This window comes from Nisaea nitritireducens (genome assembly GCF_014904795.1).
Classification (GTDB): Bacteria; Pseudomonadota; Alphaproteobacteria; order Thalassobaculales; family Thalassobaculaceae; genus Nisaea; species Nisaea nitritireducens.
On record NZ_JACZFS010000050.1, the window covers coordinates 1 to 21,598 of the forward strand.

Genomic DNA, 21,598 nt, shown 5'->3' on the forward strand with positions numbered 1-21,598 from the left:
GAAATTCTCGGCCAGAGCGCCACACCCGAGACCGTTGCCGCATTCCGCGCTGAACTCGGCCTCGATGTCCCCGCACACATCCGGTATTTCGACTGGCTCTGGGGCATGCTCCAGGGTGATATGGGCCGCTCCCTCGCCAACAAGCGCGAGATATCCGAGCTGATCGGCCTGCGCTTCGGCAACACGCTCTTCCTTGCGGTCACCGCCGCAGCGATCTCCGTGCCTCTCGCCCTCACCCTCGGTGTTCTGGCTGCGTTGTACCGCCATTCCTTCTACGACCGCGCGGTCAATGTGGTGACTTTGAGCTCCATTTCGTTTCCTGAATTTTTTGTTGCCTATATCCTGATCTTCCTGCTCTCGGTGACCTTCCCGATATTCCCGTCTATCGCCAATATCAGCGATACGACGCCCTTCTGGGAAAAGGTCTATAAGGTCCTGTTGCCCGCCCTGACCCTCACCCTCGTCGTTGTCGCGCACATGATGCGGATGACCCGGGCGGCGATCATCAACCTGCTCGCCAGCCCCTACATCGAGATGGCCAATCTCAAAGGCCTCAGCCGGGCACGGGTCATCGTCAAACATGCCCTGCCGAACGCACTGGCACCAATCATCAACGTCGTCGTGATCAATCTTGCCTACCTGATCGTCGGCGTGGTCGTGGTCGAGGTGGTGTTTGTTTATCCCGGTCTCGGCCAGCTCATGGTCGACTCGGTCTCGAAGCGAGATCTGCCCGTGGTGCAGGCATCCGCCATGATCTTTGCCGGCACCTATGTCTTGCTCAACCTGCTCGCGGACATATTGTCGATCCTGACAAACCCGCGCCTGTTGCATCCGCGTTGAGGGAGGAAGTCCAATGAACGCCACCCTCAAACTGCTGGCCAGCGCACCATGGAGCGCCAAGTTCGGCCTCGTCGTCATTTTCGGCTACGCCTTCATCGCCATCTTCGCGCCGGTGCTGACGCCTTATGGCGAAACGGAAATCGTCGGCGCGGAATTCGAGCTCTGGGGCGAGGAGTTCATCCTCGGCACAGACAGCCTCGGGCGGGACATGCTGACCCGGCTGATCTACGGCGCACGAAACACCATCGGCATCGCCTTCCTGACAACCGGCCTTGCCTTTCTGCTCGGCTCAGTCACCGGCTTTCTTGCCGCCGCCATCTCTGGCTGGGTCGATCAACTCCTGTCCCGGATCGTCGATGTCCTGATGGCGATCCCGGCCCTGATCTTCGGCCTTCTGGTCCTGACCATCGTTGGCACCTCGATCGTCAACATGGTGCTGGTCATCGCGGTCCTTGAATCGACCCGGGTCTTCCGTCTGGCCCGCGCGGTTGCGATGGGTGTCGTGGTCATGGATTACGTTGAGGCGGCCCGCCTGCGCGGTGAAGGTCTCTGGTGGATCATGAGCCGCGAGGTCCTGCCGAACGCCCTGCCCCCGCTGGTGGCGGAATTCGGTCTGCGCTTCTGCTTCGTCTTCCTGTTCATCAGCGCTCTCAGTTTCCTTGGCCTCGGCATCCAGCCGCCGACCGCCGACTGGGGCAGCATGGTGCGTGACAACGCTACCCTCATGACCTTCGGCGACATCACGCCTCTGGTACCGGCAGCGGCTATCGCACTGCTGACAGTCGCTGTGAACTTCGTCGTCGACTGGTTCCTCCACAAGGCAAGCGGATTGAAAGAATGAGCGAGCAGAGCGACCAAGACATCCTCCTTCGCATCCGCGGGCTGCGTATCGAGGGCATGAGCGGCGACAGCTGGCAGGAGATCGTGCACGGGGTCGATCTCGACCTGCGCAAGGGTGAGGTTCTCGGCCTGATCGGCGAGTCCGGTGCCGGCAAATCGACCATTGGCCTCGCCGCCATGGGTTACGCCCGGGACGGCTGCCGCATCACCGGTGGAGAAATTCTGTTCGACGGCATGGATCTGGCCGCGGCAAAGGATTCCGAGAAGCGGCATCTCTGGGGCTCCCGCATTTCCTATGTCGCACAGAGCGCGGCCGCCGCCTTCAACCCGGCACACCGGCTGATCGACCAGTTCACCGAAGCCCCTGTGCAGCATGGCCTTTCGGATAAGGCCACATCGGAAGCTGAAGCCCGCGAGCTGTTCACCCGGCTGCAATTGCCCGATCCGGACGGGATCGGACAGCGCTATCCGCACCAGGTCTCGGGTGGGCAGTTACAGCGCGCCATGACCGCCATGGCCATGTCCTGCAAACCGGACCTGATTATTTTCGACGAGCCGACAACGGCGCTCGACGTGACCACCCAGATCGAGGTGCTGGCGGCGATCCGCGATGCCGTCGAAGCATTCGGGACTGCCGCCATCTACATCACCCACGATCTCGCCGTCGTCGCACAGATGGCAGACCGGATCATGGTCCTGCGGCATGGAAATCTGGTCGAGGAAGGCGAGACCCGCTCGATGCTGGCGGATCCGAAAGAGACCTATACGCAGAACCTGCTCGCCGTGCGCAGTTTCAAGAGCGCCGAAATGGCCAATCCGGTCGGCGAAGAGCCGTTGCTCAGAGTCGACAACGTCACTGCCGCCTACGGAAAAATCCCGGTGCTGCACGGCGTCTCCGTCGATATCCACAAGAAGCGAACAGTTGCGGTCGTCGGGGAATCGGGCTCCGGCAAAAGTACGCTCGCACGGGTGATCACCGGCCTGCTGCCGGCGGCGAGCGGCGCGGTCAGTTATAACGGCGAGATCCTGCCGCCGAACTACAGGCAACGCTCCAAGGATCAGCTCCGCCGCATGCAGATGATCTACCAGATGCCGGATACCGCGCTGAACCCGCGCCAGCGTATCCGGGATATCATCGGCCGGCCGGTCGCTTTCTATCTCGGGCTGAGCGGCAAGCAGCTGGAAGACCGGGTGCGCGAGTTGCTGTCCCTGATCGAGCTGGAGCCGGACGATTATATCGACCGGCTGTCGACGGAACTTTCGGGTGGCCAGAAGCAGCGGATCTGCATCGCCCGCGCCCTTGCGGCCGAGCCGCAGCTGATCATCTGCGACGAGGTCACTTCCGCACTCGACCAGCTTGTTGCCGAAGAGATCCTGAAGCTGCTGCAGCGCCTGCAGGACGAGCTCGACCTGTCCTACATGTTCATCACGCACGATCTTGCGACGGTTCGCGCCATCGCGGACGAGGTCGTGGTGATGCTGCAAGGTGAGGTCGTGGAGCACGGCTCGAAGACGGAAATGTTCAAGCCGCCGCATCACGACTATACGGACCTTCTACTGTCTTCCGTGCCGGAAATGGATCCGGACTGGCTCGACAACCTGCTGGCCGAACGGGCCGAGTTGGCGAAGCAGGGCCGGGTTCTGAAAGCGGCCGACCACTAAACCGAAGGCGCCTGGAGTCTCCATGCAAACTGTTGGACAATTTCCGCATGCGGTGCGGGAAATCGAAAACTGCTGGATTACCCTCAGTGACGGCTGCCGCGTGGCCGCCCGGATCTGGTTGCCGGAAGGCGCCGAGAAAGCCCCGGTCCCGGCAATCCTCGAATATCTCCCCTACCGCAAGCGGGACGGAACATCGGCCCGCGATGCGCTGACCCATCCCTATTTCGCCGGCCATGGTTATGCCGCCATCCGCGTCGACATGCGCGGCAACGGCGAGTCCGACGGCATCATGGAAGACGAGTACCTGCCGCAGGAGCAGGACGACGCGCTGCAGGTGATCGACTGGATCACCAGCCAGCCCTGGTGCTCCGGCGCCGTCGGCATGATCGGGATCTCCTGGGGCGGCTTCAACGGATTGCAGGTCGCTTACCACCAGCCCGAGGCCCTGAAGGCCGTCATCACCATCTGCTCCACGGATGACCGCTATGCGGACGACATCCATTACAAGGGCGGGGCGATGCTCAACGAGAATATGGGCTGGTCCTCGACCATGCTGTCATATTCCTCGCGGCCGCCGGACCCGGCGCTGGTTGGCGAGAGCTGGCGCGAGACCTGGTTGAAACGGCTGGAAGCCGAGCCGCTGCTGATCGCAAACTGGCTGCATCACCAGACCCGCGATGCTTTCTGGAAACACGGTTCTGTCTGTGAAGACTATTCCCGCATGACCGTGCCGGTGCTGGCCGTTGGCGGCTGGTCAGACGCCTACAGCAACGCTGTGCCGCGCATGCTGGAAAACCTGCCGGGCTTCGTTCGCGGTATTGTCGGCCCCTGGCTGCACAAATATCCGCATTTCGCCGTTCCCGGCCCGGCCATCGGCTTCCTTCAGGAATGCCTGCGCTGGTGGGATCACTGGCTGAAAGGCATCGACCGCGGCGTCGAACAGGACCCGGCTTTCCGCGTCTATATGCAGAACTCCGTGCCGCCAAAAGCCGCTTACGAGACGCGCGACGGCCGCTGGCTTGGCGAGCAGAGCTCGCCGAGCCCGAACGTGGAGGCCACCCGCTTCTATCTGCAGGACGGCCGCCTCAAGGAGACGCCCGGCGCTTCGGGCGACAATGCCGAAACCCTGATCCGCTCGCCCGAGACGGTCGGTCAGGCAGGCGGGGAATACTGCATGATCTGGCTCGGCCCGGAAGGACCGACCGATCAGCGGGTGGACGATGCGGGCTCCGTCTGTTTCGAGACCGCGCCACTGGACGGCCGGATGGAGATTCTCGGCGCGCCAGTGCTCGATCTGGAAATCTCATCTGATAAGCCGGTTGCCCATCTGATCGCCCGGTTGAACGATATCGCGCCGGACGGATCGGCAACCCGAATCACCTACGGCGTCCTTAACCTGACCCACAGGGACAGCCATGAGCATCCGGAAGCGCTCTCGCCGGGCAAGCGCTATCGCGTGTCTCTCCGGCTGGACGATATCGCCTACGCCGTGCCGCCGGGGCACAAAGTGCGGGTTGCTCTCTCGACCAACTACTGGCCGATGATCTGGCCTGCACCGGAAGCCGTGACGGTAACGCTCGCAGAGGGGGCCAGCAGCCTCTCGCTGCCCCTGCGCCCTACGGACGGAACCGATGCCCCCTATGAGCCCTTTGCCGAGGCCGAGGCGGCTCCTCCGTTGCAGAAGGATATCCTGCGCCCCGCAACAAACACGCGGACCATTACGACGGATGCCGAGACCGGCAGGCAGAAGATCGCGATCATCGACGATTTCGGCAGCGACCGGATTGTCGAATTGGATCTCACGACTGAGCATGTCGCCCGGGAGATCTATTCAATCCAGCCCGGCGATCCGCTGAGTGCGCGGATGGAGACCCACTGGAGCCAGGGCCTGTCACGCGGCGACTGGAATGTGGCAACGGAGACCTATTGTACGCTGACCGGCGATGCGACCCATTTCCATGTCACCGGACGAATCGAGGCTTATGAGTCGGGCGCGCTGATCTTCGAGAAAGACTTCGAAGAGTCGATCCCCCGGAACATGCTCTGAAGCTCGTGCTCTCTATTCGGCGGGGGCAACCCGGATATCCTGAAAGAAGCTTGAGCTGAGCATCCGGAGACGGCGGCTGAGCGCACTCATGGCATCGGCGGTCGCATCGACCTCCCGCGCCGCGTCCTCGCTCTGCACCGTCGCCTCGGCAAGGCTGGCGATACCGGAATTGACCTCGTTGCTTGCCGCCGCCGCGCCGTCGGCACTGCTCGCGATCTCCCGCGTCGCTTCGGTTTGCGCGGTCATGGCGGAAACCGCGTCCTGGGTGTTCCGGTCGATCGACGCAACGCTCTCGATCGCCTCGCCAATGGCGCTCACCGCAGCATCGATGACGGAGCGCATTTCCGTGACCTGACGGGAGATTTGCAGAGCCGCATCCTCCGTTTGCCCGGCGAGAGATTTGACCTCACCGGCGACAACCGCAAAACCGCGCCCCATCTCACCGGCCCGGGCCGCCTCGATTGTGGCGTTCATAGCCAGCAGGTTTGTCTGATGGGCAACCGTGCTGATGATATCGGCAAAGCCACCGACTTCACCGGCCAGTGTTGTCAGCTGCCCGACGGTAGCCGTCGTGCTCTCGGCACGCTGGGACGCCAGAGCGGAAGATTCCGCTGCGGCACGGATAACCAGCCCGAGATCCGATATCGACCGGTCAAGAGAAGCCGCAGCCTCCGACACACCGCCAGCACCGGCAGCCGCCGTGCTCGACGCCGTGCGGGCTTTCTCCGCGCTTCCAGCGGCGCCGGAAACCGAGTCCTTCATCGTTCGCGTGACGTCCTCCATCCGCTGCGTCGCGTCCGTGACTTCGGCGAGGATCTGGCCGATCTCTTTCTCGAAGGATTTCAGGATCTGCTCACGGCGCTCGACTTCTTCCGCCTGCGCATCATGTGCCGCACTTGTCCGCTCCTGCAGCAAGGCGTTTTCTTCCAACACCGACTGGAATTGACCGACACGGCGCGCAATCGTGCCGATCTCATCCTTGCGTTCAAGATAGGGAACCGTCACCGGCTCCATTGAAGACACCGCCCGGATCGCTTGCGTCACCCGCTCGAGCGGCCGGGTAACGATGATCCGGCTTGATGCATAGGCAGCCGCGATCGCAAGCAGAGTGCCTACACCGGCCAGGATTGCGAGCAGGGTTCTGGCCTGACTTGCAAAGACTTTCAACTCGCTCTCTTTCGCCAGGATTTTCTCGTTTTCCTGCACGATCGCGTTGCGCACCTGCTCCGCCGCCAGGGCCTCATCCACCAATTCCCCCTTCACGATTACCAGCCGTTGTTCGAGGCTGGCTGCATTGAAGAGGTCGGCGATTTTCTGATTGGCCGCGTCGGCAGTCACGCCCGGGATCCGGAGCTCGGTCACCGCGTCCGCATATTCACCATCCTTGAACACACCGAATGAGATTGCCGCGCCGCCATCAACATCTTCGACGACAAAGTTCGCTGCTTTCTGAAGGTCTCGGCGTTGTCTGCGCTTCTTGTAGCGCGCGACGATAACGTCCCGGCCAGAATGCACGGCCTCTGTCGCACCATTCTCGACAGCCCAGTTCTTCAGCTCAGCCGATGGGTTCACTTCAAGGCGCTGCGGGATTTCGAAATAGCTCTGCTGCAGGGTCATCACCTGGGCGCGGAGATCCTGGTTCATCGCCTTGAGCAAGGCCGCACGCTGGTCTTCCCTCTCGGCAACCATCGACACAACGATATAGATGGCGACAAGCAATCCGGCGAAAACCAGGGCCGTCATCACGGCAGCCGACAGAACCAGTTTCGTGCTGATACGGGAGCCGAGGCCTGAGGATGGCGCACGCTGTTCCGTTTCTAAACCGATGTTCTGTTGTTCAAGAACAAAGTCCGACATCACACTCTCTTGCGTTCGGAAACTGATCATGACGGCGGCATACCGTCATGGACATTTTACGCCTGAGAGTTAGTTCCAGCCGAAACCGAGAGCAAATGACCGTTTGATGTAAAGAACAGCCAATGTCCCACTGATTTACATAAATTTGACAACAAAAAACCCCGCCGAAGCGGGGTTTTTCGAAACACTTTATGTTCGTTTACTGGAGCCGGGCCGGAAGGTCCGCGACCGCGCTCTTGACGATCTTGTCGTTGACCTCGGCGGTCATCTTCTCGGCCAGCAAGCTGCCGGTCGCCGCCATGGCCAGTTCGACGGCCTGGTTGCGAACATCCTGGAGAGCCTGAGCTTCGGCCCGCGCGATTTTCTCGGCGGCCTGTTCTTCACGGCGCTTCAGGGTTTCGGCCAGATGCTGCTTCGCGTCCTTGCGGATGCGGGCGGCTTCTTCCTTGGCATGACCGACGATCTCTTCGGCTTCCTTCAACGCATCGCGCTGAAGACGCTGATAGTTCGCCAGAGCGGCCTGCGCTTCTTCACGCAGGGCTTCGGCTTCCTTCAGCTGAGCACCGATGGCAGCGGACTTTTCGTCCAGCATGCCGCCAACCTTCGAGACGATCGGCTTGATCGTGGCAACGACGAAGATAACGAAGGCAACCGCGACCCAGCCTGTAGCGCCCAGGCCCAGCAATGTCGGATCATGTTCCATCACTTCGTCTCCATGGCCAGTGCAACCGCCTTCTTAAGGTCGGTCTTGGTCACCTTGACGCCGATCAGCTTGGCGACCGCATCACCAGCAACCTCGCTCACCACGTCTTGGACGTTCGCGAGTGCTTCGGTGCGGGCTTCATCGATCCGGGCTTCCGCTTCCTTGACCTGCAGAGCCGCTGCGGCATCGGCTTCCGCCTCAGCTTTCGCGTTCTTGCCGGAAGCATCGTCCTTGGTCTTGGCGATCAGCTTCTGGGCAGAGCCACGGGCATCCGCCAGGGCTTTCTCGTAGTTGGCCTGAACCTCTTCGGCATCCGCCTTGAGCTTCCCGGCCTTGTCGAGATCTTCAGCAATCCGGCTGTGCCGTTCTTCCAGCACATACTCGATGCGCGGGATGGCAACCTTCGACATCGCGATATAGAGCACGATGAAAGTAACGAAGAGCCAGAAGATCTGGGTCGGAAACGTGCCGACATCGAGCTGCGGCAAGGTACCGCCGCCGCCACTTTCGCTGGCAGCCATGGCTCCCTTGGCAATCAGCGCAAAGGCGCCGGTGCCACCGAGCACAGCCGAAAATCTGAGCAAGCGCTTCATACCGCTGTCCAATTCCGTTCCAGTATTCTCACTTAAACCGGAGAGAGCCGGACCGCACACGCGACCGGCGTCTCTCACTCTTATCGGTCTTACGAGAACAGGATCAGGAACGCGATCAGCAGCGCGAAGAGCGCGACAGCTTCGGTCAGGGCGAAGCCCAGAATGCCGATGCCGAAGACTTCGCTACGCGCCGCCGGGTTGCGGGCGATGGAAGCAACGAGGGTGGAGAAGATATTTCCGATGCCAACGCCAACGCCCATGAGGGCAATAACAGCGATACCGGCGCCAATCATCTTCGCGGCTTCAACGTCCATGTTCAAATCCTTCCTTATGGATCAGGTAGTGCACATATCAGGCCGGAGATCCGGCCCGGTTTCTGGTTCCCTCAGGCCTCAGTGCAGATGGATCGCATCGTGCAGGTAGAGGCAGGTGAGAATAGTGAAAACATAGGCCTGGAGCACCGCCACCAGGATTTCGAAGGCGGTCAGTGCCACAATCAAGGCAAGGGGTGCAACCCCAAAGACACCGAGTGCGACGACAAAGCCGCCGAACACCTTCAGCATCGTGTGACCGGCCATCATGTTCGCGAACAGACGAACGGAGAGGCTGACCGGGCGCACGAAATAGGAAATCACCTCAATCGGGATCAACAGCGGCGCCATGTAGACAGGCGCGCCGGACGGGAAGAAGAAGGTGAAGAATTTCAGGCCATGACGGGCCAGTGCAATCAGCGTAACGCCGATGAACACAACAAACGCCATGGCGAAAGTGACGATGATCTGGCTGGTCGGCGTGTAATGGATTTCCGGAATCGGAACCATACCGAACAGGTTACTGAACAGGATGAACATGAAGAGCGAGAAGATGAAGGGGAAGTACTTGCGTCCTTCGCTGCCGACATTCTCTTTCACCATGTTGGCGACGAACTCATAAGAGAGCTCCGCCATCAGCTGCCAACGCCCCGGAACCAGCTTCCGCCCGCTCATCGACACGGTCAGAAACGCGACGATCCCAACAATCGCCACGACCATCATGGCCGCGGAATTGGTAAAGGAGAGATCGACTCCGCCGACCTCGATCTGGGGGCCGTAAGATTTCAGCTCAAACTGTGCGACCGGTGATGCCACGCTTCGTTCCCCTATTCGCCGCCGGCCCGATCATCGGGCCGATTATCTGTCGAGGACCGGCGGTAACCCATCTGCAAACCTTCTCCAGTCGCAGCGCGGTAGACATTCATCATGCCGCCGGCAGCGCCCAGAAAGAAGAACAGTATGAGCAGCCAGGGACCGGTCCCAAGCCATCTGTCCAAGAGGTATCCGATACCGGCACCAACACCGACTCCGGCAACCAGTTCAACCCCGATCCGCATTGCCATTCCGAGACCCTCGGAAGCCATGGCACCGCGACCGCCCTTCGGACCGCTCTCATTTTTATCCTCGCCACGTGCTCGCCTCAATCTGGTGTCCAGATCGTCGAGTGAGGGAGGATCGCTAGGCTTATCACCTGTCATGGAGCGAGCCCGATTGGCCGAAGCCAGTTGATGTACCCCACCTCCGCCAGCCAAGGCCCGCGAAAGCGCCGCAAACATACGGAGGGGTCCTTTCGCTGTCAAGGCGGAAGCCGCACTGCGAAAACACGGCTAATACTTTGATTTGTTTATATTTTTTGAAAGACGTATACGATCCGGGTTTCTAAACGACGTCTTGAAGCTCCACCGCGCCCGCCAAATCGACCGAAACGAGCTGGCTGACACCCCGTTCAGCCATGGTCACGCCGAACAGCCGGTCCATCCGCGCCATGGTCAGCCGGTGGTGGGTAATGACCAGGAAACGCGTCCCCGTTGTCTTGCTGATCTCCTGCAACAGGGTGCAGAACCGATCCACGTTCGTATCGTCAAGCGGGGCGTCGACCTCGTCGAGCACACAGATCGGCGACGGATTGGTCAGGAACGCGGCAAAGACCAGGGCTACCGCCGTGAGTGCCTGCTCACCACCGGACAGCAGGGACATGACCTGCATCTTCTTGCCCGGCGGGCTGGCCATGATCTCCAGCCCGGCATCCAGCGGATCGTCATCCTCGACCATCTTCAGGTGCGCCTGCCCGCCACCGAACAGGCGGCTGAACAGATCCTTGAAATGGGCATTCACCCTTTCGAAGGATTCGAGCAACCGCTCCCTTCCCTCGCGGTTCAGGGTTTGGATCGCGCCGCGCAGCCGGGAGATCGCCTGGATCAGATCGTCCCGCTCACTCTCCATGCCAGCGATTCTCTGCTCCAGCTCCTCGACTTCCTGCTCGGCCCGGAGGTTCACCGCTCCGATCCGTTCCCGCTCCTTGGTCAACCTCTCCAGCCGGTTGCTGACCTCGTCCGCGTCGGGCAACGCCCCCTCGGGATCGATCCCGGCTTTTTCCAGGATCTCGTCCGGCCGGCATTCCAGCCGCTCTGCGATCCGCTCGCGCAGGCCGTTGATTGCCTGATTGATTTGCTCCAGCGCGCCTTCGGCCCGGATATGGGTCTCGCGCGCTTCGGAAAGCTCCCGGTCCGCCTGACGCGCCACCTCGTCGGCCGTGCGCTGCCGGGCTTCCGCTTCGCTCAGCACATCCGCTGCCTGTTTCCTCTTGGCTTCGGATTGGGTGATCTGATCGATCAGCGCCTTGCGCTGGGTCTCGATTTCAGAGGGACGCGCCTCAAGCCGACCAATCTCCGTACGCTCCGCGAGCTGCCGATCGGCCAGCTCTTCCTTGCGCGAGGCCGCCCGTTCGTTCCGATCCGACCAGGAGCGGAGCTCGCCGTCGATGGCAGAAAGCCGGGTGCGGCGGACCTCCGCCTCCCGCATCAGCCGGTCATGGGCGCTGCGCGCATCGGCCAATGCATTGCGGGTTTCCGCCAGTTCCTGCCGCGATGCCGCACTCTCGGCCCGCAGGGTGGCGACATCATCAAGCTCGACCTCCGCCGCCTCGGCCGTCACCCGCTGACGCTCGGCTTCCTCGATCTCGCCCTCATACCGCGCCTTGGTGTCGTCGATGGCGGAAAGCTTCGAATCGATCTCTGCCAGCAGCGCCGCCAACTTGGAACGCCGCGTCCGGGCTGTCTCATTTTCAGTGAAGGCAGCCCGCATGGCCTCGCGCGCGGCCTTTTCGGCATCCACGGCATCGCGCTGCGCAGTGCGGGCGACGTCGAATCGTTCGCTCGCCCCGGCCCGGTCCTTCTCCACCACGGCGATTTCCGATTGCAGGGCACCCAGCCTGTTGCGCTGCTGCAGACGGACAGCGGCACTGCTCGGCGCACCCGGCGCGACGACGAAACCGTCCCAACGGCAAAGCCCGCCATCCCGGCTGACCAGACGCTGGCCGTCCCTCAAAGCCGGTTGCAGCGCCTTCGCGGTCTGGAAATCAGCAACCACGCCCGTTGCCGCGAGGCGGCGTGCCAACGCGGCCGGTCCAGTGACACGTTTCGCCAGCGGCTCGACACTGTCCGGCAAGGCGTTCCCCGAGTCGGTGCCTGATTTGCCGCTCCAGTAGCGCACATGATCGCCACCCGATTCGGCCAGGGGTGCCGTCAGGTCGTCACCAAGCGCAGCGCCAAGAGCGGCTTCATAGCCGGGCTCGGCAGAAACCGAATCGAGAATCGGGGCCGCATCCCCGTCTTCACCGTCACCAGACAGCAATTGTTCGAGCGCGCCTGCCTCTGCCGTCAACCGCGCCAATCCGGCTTCAACCTGCTGCAAGGCTTCGCGCGCGGCGCCTTCCGCTTCCGATGCGGCTTCCCGGGCGGCTTCCGAGCCGTCAGCGGCCGAACGCGCCGCTTCCAGCGCTGCCTCTGCCGCCGTCACCGCCTGCTCCGCCGCCTCGATCTCTCCCGGCCCCGCCGCGGAGTCCTTCAGACGCTGCCGCTCATCCTCAAGCCCTGCGATCTGCCGGGTCAGCCGCTCTATCTGCTCCCGCGCCATCCGGGCCTGGCGCTGCAAGCTGGCGCGCCGCGCCTCCGTCGTCGCGATATGCTCCGTCATCTCGGAAAGCTTGGTTTCCAGCGCATCGGCTGCGCGGTTGATCTCGGTCAGCGCCTCGCTGGCCTCAGCCTGCGCTTCCGCCTCGCCCTCACGGGCGGCGGCAATTTCGGCATGCTCGCCCTTCAGCCGCTGCAGCGCTTCTTCCGCATCGGCGGACAGCAACTGCTCGCGCTCAAGATCGTCGGCGATCTGGCGCAGACGCAGCTCCGCCTCGCTCTTCGCGGTGACGATACGGCGTTCTTCATTATCCAGTTCGGCCCGCGCCAGGGTCAGGCGCTGGAGTTTGGCCGCGGCCTTTGCCTCATCCTCGCGCAACGACGGCAGGCTGGCCGCCGTCTCGGTCTGGATGGTGCTTGCTTCCGCCGCCTTGCGGGTCGCTTCAGCCACGGCGTCTCCGGCCTCGGCCAGAGCCTTGCCGGCAACCGCCCGCTCTTCCTTGATCGCTTCCCAGCGCCGGTGCAGCAGCACCGATTCGGCCGAGCGCATCTGTTCGGCGACCGTGCGATAGCGCTGGGCCTGCTTGGCCTGCTGACGCAGCCCGTGCAGCTGGCCTTCCAGTGCCTTAAGCACATCTTCCAGCCGTTCGAGATTGGTTTCTGCCGCCCGCAGCCGCAATTCTGCCTCGCGCCTGCGGGTATAGAGGCCACGGATATTCGCCGCCTCTTCCAGCAGGATGCGGCGCTCGGACGGTTTCGCGTTGATGATGGCGCCGATCCGGCCCTGGCTGACCAGCCCGGCGGAGCGGGCGCCGGTACCGGCATCGGCAAACAGAAGCTGCACATCGCGGGCCCGCACTTCCCGGCCATTGACCCGGTAGGCGGAGCCCTTGTTGCGCTCGATGCGCCGGATCACTTCCAGCTCCGGCGCATCGTTGAGGGCCGCAGGTGCCTTGCGGTCCTCGTTATTCACCAAGAGGCCGACTTCGGCGAGATTGCGGGCCGGGCGGCCGGTCGTCCCACCGAAGATCACATCGTCCATCTCGCCGCCGCGCATCTGCTTGGCGGAGGTCTCTCCCATCACCCATCTGAGAGCTTCGACGAGATTCGACTTGCCGCAGCCATTCGGCCCGACAACCCCCGTCATGCCCTCCTCGATCAACAGTTCGGTCGGATCGACGAAGGACTTGAAGCCCGAAAGACGAAGCTTAGAAAGATGCACCCGTTAGACGCTCCTTACCCGGCCCCAATGAGCAATCAGCGGCCCGCGCCTAGAGCGCGTCCGCAATCGCCTCTTCGAAGGATTCAAAGCTGAACACACCGTCCAGCTTGCGTCCATTCATGACGAAAGACGGGGTGGACTTGATGTCGTGATCCTTGGTCGCCGCCAGCCGCTCGTTCAGGATGAAGTCCAGCAGCTTCTCATCGGTCATGCATTCCTGCACACGCTCTTCCGAAAGTCCGGCGAGCCTGCCAAGCTTCACGAGTTCGGTGAAGGGGTTGTCGCTGCGCGCCCAGTCGGCCTGCTTCTTCATCAGCAGGTCGACCATCGCAACATAGCGCTTGCCGTCGAGGCAACGGGCCATGGCGGAGGCACGCAGGGCCCACTGGTCAAGCGGGAAGTCCTTGAACTCCAGCTTCACCTTGCCGGTATCGATGTACTTTTCCTTCAGCTGCGGCAGCACTTCGGTATGGAACCGGGCGCAGTGCGGGCAGGTCATCGAGAAATATTCCGAGATGGAGACCTTCGCATCCGGGTTGCCGATCACCCGGGGCGCACGCGCTGCCTCCATATCCACCCCGGCGGCCAGTGCCTGCTGGAGCGGCAGACCGGCAGCAAAGGGAGCGATCAACCCCAGACCCAACACAAGATTTAGTGTTCTACGGCGCAAGACATGCCTCCTGTTACAATATGTTGAATATTAATGCGGCTTTTCCCAGTCCGCAACTACGTCACCGCACGATGCGATTTTCCGTCCTTCGGGTCGTCCCCTTGAACACTCTGCAGCCCAATCATGTCAGGAATGGGTCCGTTTCTTGGCACCGGCGGCAGCCACCGCCTTGCCCAGATCCTCAAGCGCCTGACGCAGGTCGCTCCGTTCCACCCCGGCGACACTTTCCGTGACCTGCGCAACCTCTTCCGGCTTCAACGGCCGTAGCTTCGGGCGCAGATGTTCGCGCCTTTTCGGCAGCGGTCCCTGCTTCAGGGAAATGCGGGCAATGGCGGAATAGCCGAAAACCGTGTTGATGCGTTCGACGAGAACGGGGATCTGGTGCTGGATTTCCAGTGCCGCCGCGCCGGCGACACGCAGATGCAGGGTGCCGCCCCCGGTCGCCCCCTTGGCGAAGACCAGCTTTTCGGGCGCGCATTGCAGGGCCAGCACCTCACCGACAATCGCCGGCCAGTCGCTGATGATGCGCGATTCGGCGAATCCCCGGCGCCGCAGCGCCTTGTCGCCGAGTGTCGGCGCGACAGCGGCAAGTCGGGCAAGGCCGCCGATACGGCGGCGCCACGATGCCGTTTGTGTCGTTTTGTCTGCTGCCGTCTTCTCGGACATTGCCGCGCTCCCCATGCGCACTAATGTAAGGGCTCCCGCGCCTGACCCAACGGAAAAAACGCACACGTGACCACGCCTGAAAACCTGCCCGCCCTTTTGCTCGACTGGTACGACCGGCATCGCCGACGCCTGCCATGGCGCGCGGAGCCTGGCACACAGGCCGATCCCTACCATGTTTGGCTCAGCGAAATCATGCTGCAGCAAACCACCGTGGTCGTTGTCGGACCTTATTTCACGCGGTTTCTGGAGCGCTGGCCGAGCGTTGTCGCGCTGGCCGACGCGCCACAGGAAGACGTGCTCGCGGAATGGGCCGGGCTCGGCTATTACGCCCGCGCCCGCAATCTGCACAAATGCGCGGGCGTTGTCCGCGATCTTCATGGCGGGCGCTTTCCCGACACCGAGGACGCCTTGCTGGAGCTGCCGGGAATCGGCGCCTATACCGCTGCGGCCGTCGCCGCCATCGCCTTCGACATCCCGGCAACGCCCGTGGACGGCAACTTCGAGAGGGTGATGGCCCGGATGCACGCGGTCGAGATCCCGCTGCCCGACGCCAAGCCGGAACTGAAGCGCCTTTCGGCCCTGCTGACCCCGCAACAAAGGCCCGGCGACTATGCCCAGGCGGTGATGGACCTCGGCGCCACCATCTGCACCCCGCGCAAACCGAAATGCCTGACCTGTCCGTGGAGCGCATCCTGCGAGGGGCGGATCGCCGGGATCGCCGAAGACTTGCCGAAAAAGAAAAAGAAACCGCAGAGGCCGACCCGCAAGGGCGTCGCCTTCTGGATCGTCAACGGCCGCGGCGAAATCCTGCTCCGGCGCCGCCCGCAAACGGGCCTGCTCGGCGGCATGGTGGAAATCCCGTCAAGCGAATGGCGCGAGGCGGAACACCCGCTGCACAAATCCCTCGCCGAAGCCCCGATCAAGGCACAATGGACGGAATTGCCGGGCATGGTCCGTCACACCTTCACGCATTTCCATCTGGAACTGGTGGTCTATCGCAGCCGGGCTACGGGAACGCGGCCAGCAGACAGTTTCTGGCATCCGGTGGAGAAGATCGGCGAAGCGGGGCTGCCGTCAGTGATGGCGAAGATCGCTAGACACGCGATTCGCCAAGCCCCCCATCACTAAGCCCCTATGACATAAAATTTATCTCGAATGCACCGTCACTGAAATCAAAACTCATTACTGAATTGATTTCTTTATCTAAGATATCTCCCTCTGATACTGAATAACCATTTAAAACAAAACATTCCTCTAATTTTAAGTGTTCCATGATTTCCATCAAAAATTCACCCATAGAAGAAAAATCAGAAACATCGTAATCGAAAAACTTAAACATAAACTCATCAAAAGAATCAAGATAATCTGAAAATATACCTTTAATATTATCGTATAAATAATCTCTATAGTCACTCGTTGAATAAGATTCCATTATCACATCATAAAATTCTTTGCTAGTTATATAAACATTATTATCAATATTTCTTTTCAAATCCGCCTCAAAATTCCCCATTAGAGAGATTACGAAGTCACCGAACGTGAAATTAACATTTTTATCACAATCAATACCCAATTCATGTAATTCTCCATACATATAATCAAGAACATTTGAATTTTCTATGTGCGCCGATTTACCAATGTTTTCCTGCATAATTTCTGACACATCAAATGGCATCATACCGAATAAATGGTCCGAAAAATAACCAACAACAGAGTCCACCTTGAAAAACAGAACATCGGCAACAATTGGAAATATATTTTCTGAGTTTCTAATTTTTGTCTTCGAATCCAACAAAGCCGCCTTGAACTTCGCACTTCTTATGTCGAATTCCGAAAGATCTTGCCCTTTCAAATTACAATAATAGAACTCCCCTCCCACGAGAAAATCATTACTTCCTCCGGCAGCCTTTATTAAATCTATTATATTGTCAGATTTGCAAGACGCTATTCTTTCAACACGATCAAACATTACCCCTCCTCGGATGGGGTCACATCAGCTATTTTTAGTGTTTCATATGGATTTGAAATATCATGAATCAAATAACCTAATCGAAAAAGCTCATCTTTAATATATTGTTCAACAATTGTTTTTTTGTTTCTCGTCAACGATTTCCACGAAAAAACACTATCATTTGTGAACCTAATATTCTGAACTATTATATCCTCCCTTAGGCACCGAATTTCAATTCTTGGATCTGGCGACTCCCCAATTTCTCTTTTATGACGAGAATCTTTGATTTTCATCATCACTTCTGATGACGGCCATGGTTGGCCAGAGAGTCGATCGCTACCATTCTTAGACTCAATAATGAATGCATAACCGTCCTCACATTTTTTGTGCACTACCTTCATTGAGGAATAGGTTCCCGACTCACGGTGCTCTTCTACAACGTGAGTATGCCCTTCGATCGCTGCTCGAATTTCTCCATTTAAGTTTCTCGACGATAAATTAGTCCCTACAGACCCTGACGCTGATTTCTCTGTTTTTGCGACTTTATTGAATTCAACTTTTGCAAGCGGTTCTCGGCGCACGGAAGAAGCAACAACTTTTAAGACCTCTGCACTGTCCATCACAACGTGAACAGCAGCTTTCTTTAGAAGCAATTGAAAACGTACTGGCGCATCACCGCCACCAACACGGCCATCATCAAGAAACATGACGTCTATAAATAAGTCGGCCTCCCCCCGCTCTCCATCAAAGGGACTCCGCCAAGCATCCAAGGAAATTGTGTTCGCGAACAAAACACGTGGGTTGTTCGGCCTCTGTCCCCGGCTATCGCTCAAAGAACTCCCCCACAAATTTCGCTTGGATGGCATTAAAAGCCTTTAAATCAACTCAATAATGCACCTTCGGTGATTGCCTGTCGACCAGCTAAGCGGCACCATGGTCAGTGGAAAGGGACACATTAGCGGATAGAATATACCGCTTAACCCGGCTCAATGCCGGAAGTGCCGCATCCCCGTCATGACCATGGCGAGGCCCTTCTCGTCTGCCGCCGCGATCACTTCGTCGTCCCGCATGGAGCCGCCCGGCTGGATCACCGCCGTGGCGCCGGCCTCTGCCGCTGACAGCAACCCGTCTGCGAAGGGGAAGAAGGCGTCGGAAGCAACCACCGAGCCGATAGTACCCGGCTGGCTCACACCAGCGGCTTCGGCCATGTCGCGGGATTTGGAGGCGGCGATGCGGGCGCTGTCGACCCGGCTCATCTGACCCGCGCCGATGCCGACCGTGGCGCCGTCCTTCACATAGATGATCGCGTTCGACTTCACATGCTTGCAGACCCGGAAGGCCATCAGCATGTCGGCCAATTCCTGCTCGGTCGGCTGGCGCTTGGTGACGATTTTGAGGTCGGCTGCCGTCACCCGGCCATTATCCTTGTCCTGCACCAGATAACCACCGGCGACATTGCGCACGGTGCGTGCTGCAACGCTCGGGTCCGGCATGCCGTGGGTCAGCAGCAGGCGGAGGTTCTTTTTCGCCGCCAGCACCTTGCGGGCGTCTTCATCCGCATCCGGCGCGATGATTACTTCGGTGAAGATCTTGGAGATCTCTTCCGCCGTGGCGCCGTCCAGCGTCCGGTTGGCGGCGATGATGCCGCCGAAGGCGCTGACAGTGTCGCAGGCAAAAGCCCGCTGGTAGGCGGATACGAGGTCGTCCCCGACGGCAACGCCGCACGGGTTGGCGTGCTTGATGATGGCGATGGCGGGCTGGGCGTCGAACTCGGCCACCAGCTCGAAGGCGGCGTCCGTGTCGTTCAGGTTGTTGAAGCTCAGCTCCTTGCCCTGGATCTGCTCTGCATTGCCGACGCCGGGGCGTTTGTCGCCGCTGCTGTAATAGGCGGCGGACTGATGCGGGTTCTCGCCATAACGCATGATCTTCGGGGCGGAGCCGGAGAAGGTGATGCGGCGCGGATAGGTGTCGCCGATCTCACCCGCCAGCCAGGTGGAAATGGCGCTGTCATAAGCTGCCGTGCGGGCATAGGCGACCGACGCCAGCTTCCGACGCAGCGCGTAGGTCGTCGCGCCGCTGTTTGCGTCCAGCTCGGCGATCAGGTCCGCGTAATCTTCCGGATCGACCACCGTGGCAACATAGCCGTGATTCTTGGAGGCAGCGCGGATCATGGCCGGGCCGCCGATATCGATATTCTCGACGCAGTCGTCATAACCGGCGCCGGAGGCCAGGGTCGCCTCGAACGGGTAGAGGTTCACCACCAGCAGATCGATCGGCGCGATCTCGTGCTTTTCCATCGCCGCGACATGTTCCGGATTGTCGCGCAGGGCAAGCAGGCCGCCATGGATCGCCGGATGCAGGGTCTTTACCCGTCCGTCCATGATTTCCGGAAAGCCGGTATGGTCCGCGACCTCTTTCACGGGCACACCAGCCTCGGCCAGCGCCTTGGCGGTACCGCCGGTCGAGAGGATCTCGACGCCATGCGCCGCCAGCGCCTTGCCGAGCTCGATCAGGCCGGCCTTGTCGGAAACGGAAATAAGCGCGCGGGAGATACGTACGAGATCGTCAGCCATCTTTCGGGACCCGTTCTCAGAAAGAGTTGCGGAAATTTGGCCTGCTTATGCGCGGGATGGACGCGCCGGTCAACCGGACGACTTGTCGCTGGCCGGCACCGCCTGCTTTTTCAGCCGCGACTCGCGCACCGCGATATAGGTGGTGCTGACGAAGATCATGGCTCCGCCGATCCAGGTATAGAGGTCCGGCAATTCGTCAAAAATGAAAAAGCCAATGAACGCCGCCCAGATCAACTTGCTGAAATCCACCGGCAGAACGACCGAGGCATCGGCAAGCTTCAGGGACTGGTTCATCGCGACCTGGGCAATGGTGCCGAGAACGGCGATCAGACAGAGCCAGCCCGCCTCCTCCACCGTCGGCCAGCGCCAGAAAAAGCTGGCGGCGACAAGTGTGAAGGGCGACAGAAAAATCGAGGCATAGACGGTGATGGTGACGCTGGATTCGGTGCGGGTCAGGAACTTTATGATGATCAGTGCGAAGGACCAGACAATTGTAGCAGAGAGAATCAGGATCGGGCCGAGGCCGACCTCCGTCACGCCGGGCTGGATGATCACCAGCGTACCGGCAAAGCCGATCAGGATCGCGATCCACCGCCTGATCCGCACGACTTCGCCCAGGAACAGCATGGCCAGCAGGGTGGCGAAGAGCGGTGCGGTAAAGCCCAGAGCAGTAGCCTCGGCCAGCGGCGTGATCGAGAGGCCGTAGAAAAACATCAGCATCGCCGCCGCATTCACCGCGCCGCGCAGAAACAGCAGTTTCATATTGTTGGTGTGGAGCGGCCGGAAGCGTTGCCGGATCAGCAGCGGGGCGAGAACAAACAGGCCGAGGAAGGAACGGAAGAAGGCAATCTCGAAAGGATGCAACTCCGCGTTCTTGCCGAGATCCCGAATGATCGCATGCATGCAGACGAACATGGCGGCAGCAAGCGCCATGAGGAGGACCCCGCGAACCGGAGCCGGCAGGCGGGCGACATAATGTTTGAAAACAATGAACTTGGACACGGGCCCACGCTAGGCCCGCCAACCATCTCGCACAAGCGAACAGCCGGCACATTAATGGTGCCGCGCCGCCGCGAATTGACGCGCTAGAAGTGCAGGATCAGAACGTCGCCCAGTCCGGCTTTACCGGCAGCACGGTGCTGCCCCCGGCGCTGAGCACGGCATGCTCCAGATCCTCGAGGACGTTCACCCGCAGCATGGCCAGCGCCATGGTGCCGGCACCGGAGCGGATCTCGCCGACCTCCCGGTCATCGCGCATCACGGGCGTGCCCGGTGCGGGCATTTCGCCGTCAAGGATACGGACCGGCATCAGCCGCCGCTTCACCAGACCGCGGTATTTGGTCCGGGCCGTCAGCTCCTGCCCCATGTAGCAGCCCTTCTTCCAGTCGACGCCGTTCAGCTCGTCGAACCCGGCTTCGAGAAGAATGGTTTTCTCAAGCTGCATGTCCCGGGTGCCGTCCGGCACGCCGAGCTTGATACGGGCAAGGTCGTACGCTTCCTGCGTGCCTTCGGTGAGGCCGGGCGCGGCGATGAAACCTTCCAGCTTGTCTGCTCCAATGATCGCCCGGGCGCCGAGCCCGGCATGGCGCGGATCGGTGAATACTGCGCCGCCCTCAACGGCTTTCGCCGCCCCCGTCTCAGCATCTATACCCAGCGTTTTCGAGACATCATCCCCGGTAATGGCAAGCACACTGAACTGGGCGCTCACGTCCTCGACGGTGACGTCGGAGCGCAGCTTGTAGAGCTTCAGCCGTTTCTGGAAATCGGCCAGCCGGTCCGCTTCGCAGTCCAGCAGCAGCGCGCCATCGACTTCGGCAATCATGAAATCGAAAAGATATTTACCCTGGGCGGTCAGGAAAGCGGCATGGATCGCACGCTCGGGCGAGACCTTCTCCACATCGTTGGAGATGAGTCCCTGCAGGAACTTCCGTGCATCCGGCCCGCTGACCGACAATACGCCCCTGCTTTTCAGCTCGATATATTCGGCCATGACCGGTCCCGACTTTCAAAATGAACTGATGCACAGGTGCG

Annotated in this window: 19 protein-coding genes; 5 read left to right on the forward strand and 14 right to left on the reverse strand. The window is 60.5% G+C overall.

Translation table 11 applies throughout. From position 1 onward, the window contains the following. The 4 genes from IG629_RS17155 to IG629_RS17170 form a co-directional block, all read left to right on the forward strand. The coding region (locus IG629_RS17155) for an ABC transporter permease (RefSeq protein ID WP_193173155.1) at positions 1 to 840 on the forward strand (840 nt) is incomplete at its 5' end. A gap of 13 nt (positions 841 to 853) precedes the next feature. Continuing rightward, on the forward strand, positions 854 to 1,681 hold the full coding sequence (locus tag IG629_RS17160; protein WP_193173156.1) for an ABC transporter permease: 828 nt from the start codon (positions 854 to 856) through the stop codon (positions 1,679 to 1,681). Then, a complete protein-coding gene (locus IG629_RS17165) occupies positions 1,678 to 3,342 on the forward strand; it encodes an ABC transporter ATP-binding protein (protein ID WP_193173157.1) in 1,665 nt (554 codons plus the stop codon). Before IG629_RS17160 ends, IG629_RS17165 begins: the two co-directional genes overlap by 4 nt. A 22-nt stretch (positions 3,343 to 3,364) precedes the next feature. Next, entirely contained in the window at positions 3,365 to 5,389 is a 2,025-nt protein-coding gene (locus tag IG629_RS17170) for a CocE/NonD family hydrolase (RefSeq protein WP_193173158.1), read from the forward strand. A 12-nt stretch (positions 5,390 to 5,401) separates the two neighbouring features. On the opposite strand, the gene IG629_RS17175 is transcribed toward IG629_RS17170, so the two are convergent. From IG629_RS17175 to IG629_RS17215, 9 genes are all read right to left on the reverse strand, one after another. Further along, the gene (locus tag IG629_RS17175; protein WP_193173159.1) at positions 5,402 to 7,246 is read right to left on the reverse strand and encodes a methyl-accepting chemotaxis protein; all 1,845 of its coding nucleotides are present in this window, start codon (positions 7,244 to 7,246) and stop codon (positions 5,402 to 5,404) included. A 199-nt stretch (positions 7,247 to 7,445) separates the two neighbouring features. Then, the gene (locus tag IG629_RS17180) at positions 7,446 to 7,949 is read right to left on the reverse strand and encodes a F0F1 ATP synthase subunit B family protein (protein WP_193173160.1); all 504 of its coding nucleotides are present in this window, start codon (positions 7,947 to 7,949) and stop codon (positions 7,446 to 7,448) included. Next, positions 7,949 to 8,542, reverse strand: a complete 594-nt coding sequence (locus tag IG629_RS17185) for a F0F1 ATP synthase subunit B family protein (RefSeq protein WP_193173161.1) — start codon at positions 8,540 to 8,542, stop codon at positions 7,949 to 7,951. Before IG629_RS17185 ends, IG629_RS17180 begins: the two co-directional genes overlap by 1 nt. An 89-nt stretch (positions 8,543 to 8,631) precedes the next feature. Further along, a complete protein-coding gene (locus IG629_RS17190; RefSeq protein ID WP_028466437.1) occupies positions 8,632 to 8,856 on the reverse strand; it encodes an ATP synthase subunit C family protein in 225 nt (74 codons plus the stop codon). Positions 8,857 to 8,934: 78 nt separating this feature from the next. Next, positions 8,935 to 9,669, reverse strand: coding sequence for a F0F1 ATP synthase subunit A (locus tag IG629_RS17195; protein ID WP_028466438.1), 735 nt, complete (start codon positions 9,667 to 9,669; stop codon positions 8,935 to 8,937). Between the two features lie 11 nt (positions 9,670 to 9,680). Next, positions 9,681 to 10,052: an AtpZ/AtpI family protein gene (locus tag IG629_RS17200; protein WP_028466439.1), complete on the reverse strand. Its 372-nt coding sequence runs from the start codon at positions 10,050 to 10,052 to the stop codon at positions 9,681 to 9,683. A gap of 181 nt (positions 10,053 to 10,233) precedes the next feature. Then, positions 10,234 to 13,707 carry a chromosome segregation protein SMC gene (gene smc / locus IG629_RS17205; protein ID WP_193173162.1) on the reverse strand — a complete coding sequence of 1,158 codons (3,474 nt, stop codon included), beginning with the start codon at positions 13,705 to 13,707 and terminating at the stop codon, positions 10,234 to 10,236. A 49-nt stretch (positions 13,708 to 13,756) separates the two neighbouring features. Then, positions 13,757 to 14,377, reverse strand: coding sequence for a DsbA family protein (locus tag IG629_RS17210; protein WP_226886881.1), 621 nt, complete (start codon positions 14,375 to 14,377; stop codon positions 13,757 to 13,759). Between the two features lie 126 nt (positions 14,378 to 14,503). Beyond that, a complete protein-coding gene (locus tag IG629_RS17215) occupies positions 14,504 to 15,043 on the reverse strand; it encodes a DUF721 domain-containing protein (protein WP_193173163.1) in 540 nt (179 codons plus the stop codon). Between the two features lie 66 nt (positions 15,044 to 15,109). On the opposite strand from IG629_RS17215, the gene mutY reads away from it, so the two are divergent. Next, positions 15,110 to 16,171: an A/G-specific adenine glycosylase gene (gene mutY / locus IG629_RS17220; protein ID WP_193173164.1), complete on the forward strand. Its 1,062-nt coding sequence runs from the start codon at positions 15,110 to 15,112 to the stop codon at positions 16,169 to 16,171. Positions 16,172 to 16,175: 4 nt separating this feature from the next. Here the strand turns inward: mutY and IG629_RS17225 are convergent, their stop codons facing one another. The 5 genes from IG629_RS17225 to ygfZ form a co-directional block, all read right to left on the reverse strand. After that, the gene (locus tag IG629_RS17225) at positions 16,176 to 17,012 is read right to left on the reverse strand and encodes a hypothetical protein (protein ID WP_193173165.1); all 837 of its coding nucleotides are present in this window, start codon (positions 17,010 to 17,012) and stop codon (positions 16,176 to 16,178) included. After that, positions 17,012 to 17,701 (reverse strand): hypothetical protein, encoded by a 690-nt coding sequence (locus tag IG629_RS17230; protein ID WP_193173166.1) that lies wholly within the window; start codon positions 17,699 to 17,701, stop codon positions 17,012 to 17,014. Before IG629_RS17230 ends, IG629_RS17225 begins: the two co-directional genes overlap by 1 nt. A 279-nt stretch (positions 17,702 to 17,980) precedes the next feature. After that, positions 17,981 to 19,567 carry a bifunctional phosphoribosylaminoimidazolecarboxamide formyltransferase/IMP cyclohydrolase gene (purH, locus tag IG629_RS17235; protein ID WP_193173167.1) on the reverse strand — a complete coding sequence of 529 codons (1,587 nt, stop codon included), beginning with the start codon at positions 19,565 to 19,567 and terminating at the stop codon, positions 17,981 to 17,983. Between the two features lie 69 nt (positions 19,568 to 19,636). Next, positions 19,637 to 20,569, reverse strand: coding sequence for a DMT family transporter (locus IG629_RS17240; protein WP_319025118.1), 933 nt, complete (start codon positions 20,567 to 20,569; stop codon positions 19,637 to 19,639). 97 nt (positions 20,570 to 20,666) lie between these two features. Then, the gene (ygfZ, locus tag IG629_RS17245) at positions 20,667 to 21,557 is read right to left on the reverse strand and encodes a CAF17-like 4Fe-4S cluster assembly/insertion protein YgfZ (RefSeq protein ID WP_193173168.1); all 891 of its coding nucleotides are present in this window, start codon (positions 21,555 to 21,557) and stop codon (positions 20,667 to 20,669) included. Positions 21,558 to 21,598: the final 41 nt, after the last annotated feature.

Excerpts from the sequence above, each read along its gene's own strand:
- IG629_RS17180 (WP_193173160.1), bottom strand. The coding sequence starts at position 7,949 with ATGGAACATGATCCGACATTGCTGGGCCTGGGCGCTACAGGCTGGGTC.
- IG629_RS17165 (WP_193173157.1), top strand. The coding sequence starts at position 1,678 with ATGAGCGAGCAGAGCGACCAAGACATCCTCCTTCGCATCCGCGGGCTG.
- IG629_RS17225 (WP_193173165.1), bottom strand. The coding sequence starts at position 17,012 with ATGTTTGATCGTGTTGAAAGAATAGCGTCTTGCAAATCTGACAATATA.
- ygfZ (WP_193173168.1), bottom strand. The coding sequence starts at position 21,557 with ATGGCCGAATATATCGAGCTGAAAAGCAGGGGCGTATTGTCGGTCAGC.
- purH (WP_193173167.1), bottom strand. The coding sequence starts at position 19,567 with ATGGCTGACGATCTCGTACGTATCTCCCGCGCGCTTATTTCCGTTTCC.
- IG629_RS17185 (WP_193173161.1), bottom strand. The coding sequence starts at position 8,542 with ATGAAGCGCTTGCTCAGATTTTCGGCTGTGCTCGGTGGCACCGGCGCC.
- IG629_RS17215 (WP_193173163.1), bottom strand. The coding sequence starts at position 15,043 with ATGTCCGAGAAGACGGCAGCAGACAAAACGACACAAACGGCATCGTGG.
- IG629_RS17200 (WP_028466439.1), bottom strand. The coding sequence starts at position 10,052 with ATGACAGGTGATAAGCCTAGCGATCCTCCCTCACTCGACGATCTGGAC.
- IG629_RS17190 (WP_028466437.1), bottom strand. The coding sequence starts at position 8,856 with ATGGACGTTGAAGCCGCGAAGATGATTGGCGCCGGTATCGCTGTTATT.
- IG629_RS17170 (WP_193173158.1), top strand. The coding sequence starts at position 3,365 with ATGCAAACTGTTGGACAATTTCCGCATGCGGTGCGGGAAATCGAAAAC.
- IG629_RS17160 (WP_193173156.1), top strand. The coding sequence starts at position 854 with ATGAACGCCACCCTCAAACTGCTGGCCAGCGCACCATGGAGCGCCAAG.
- IG629_RS17175 (WP_193173159.1), bottom strand. The coding sequence starts at position 7,246 with ATGTCGGACTTTGTTCTTGAACAACAGAACATCGGTTTAGAAACGGAA.
- IG629_RS17230 (WP_193173166.1), bottom strand. The coding sequence starts at position 17,701 with ATGTTTCTTGATGATGGCCGTGTTGGTGGCGGTGATGCGCCAGTACGT.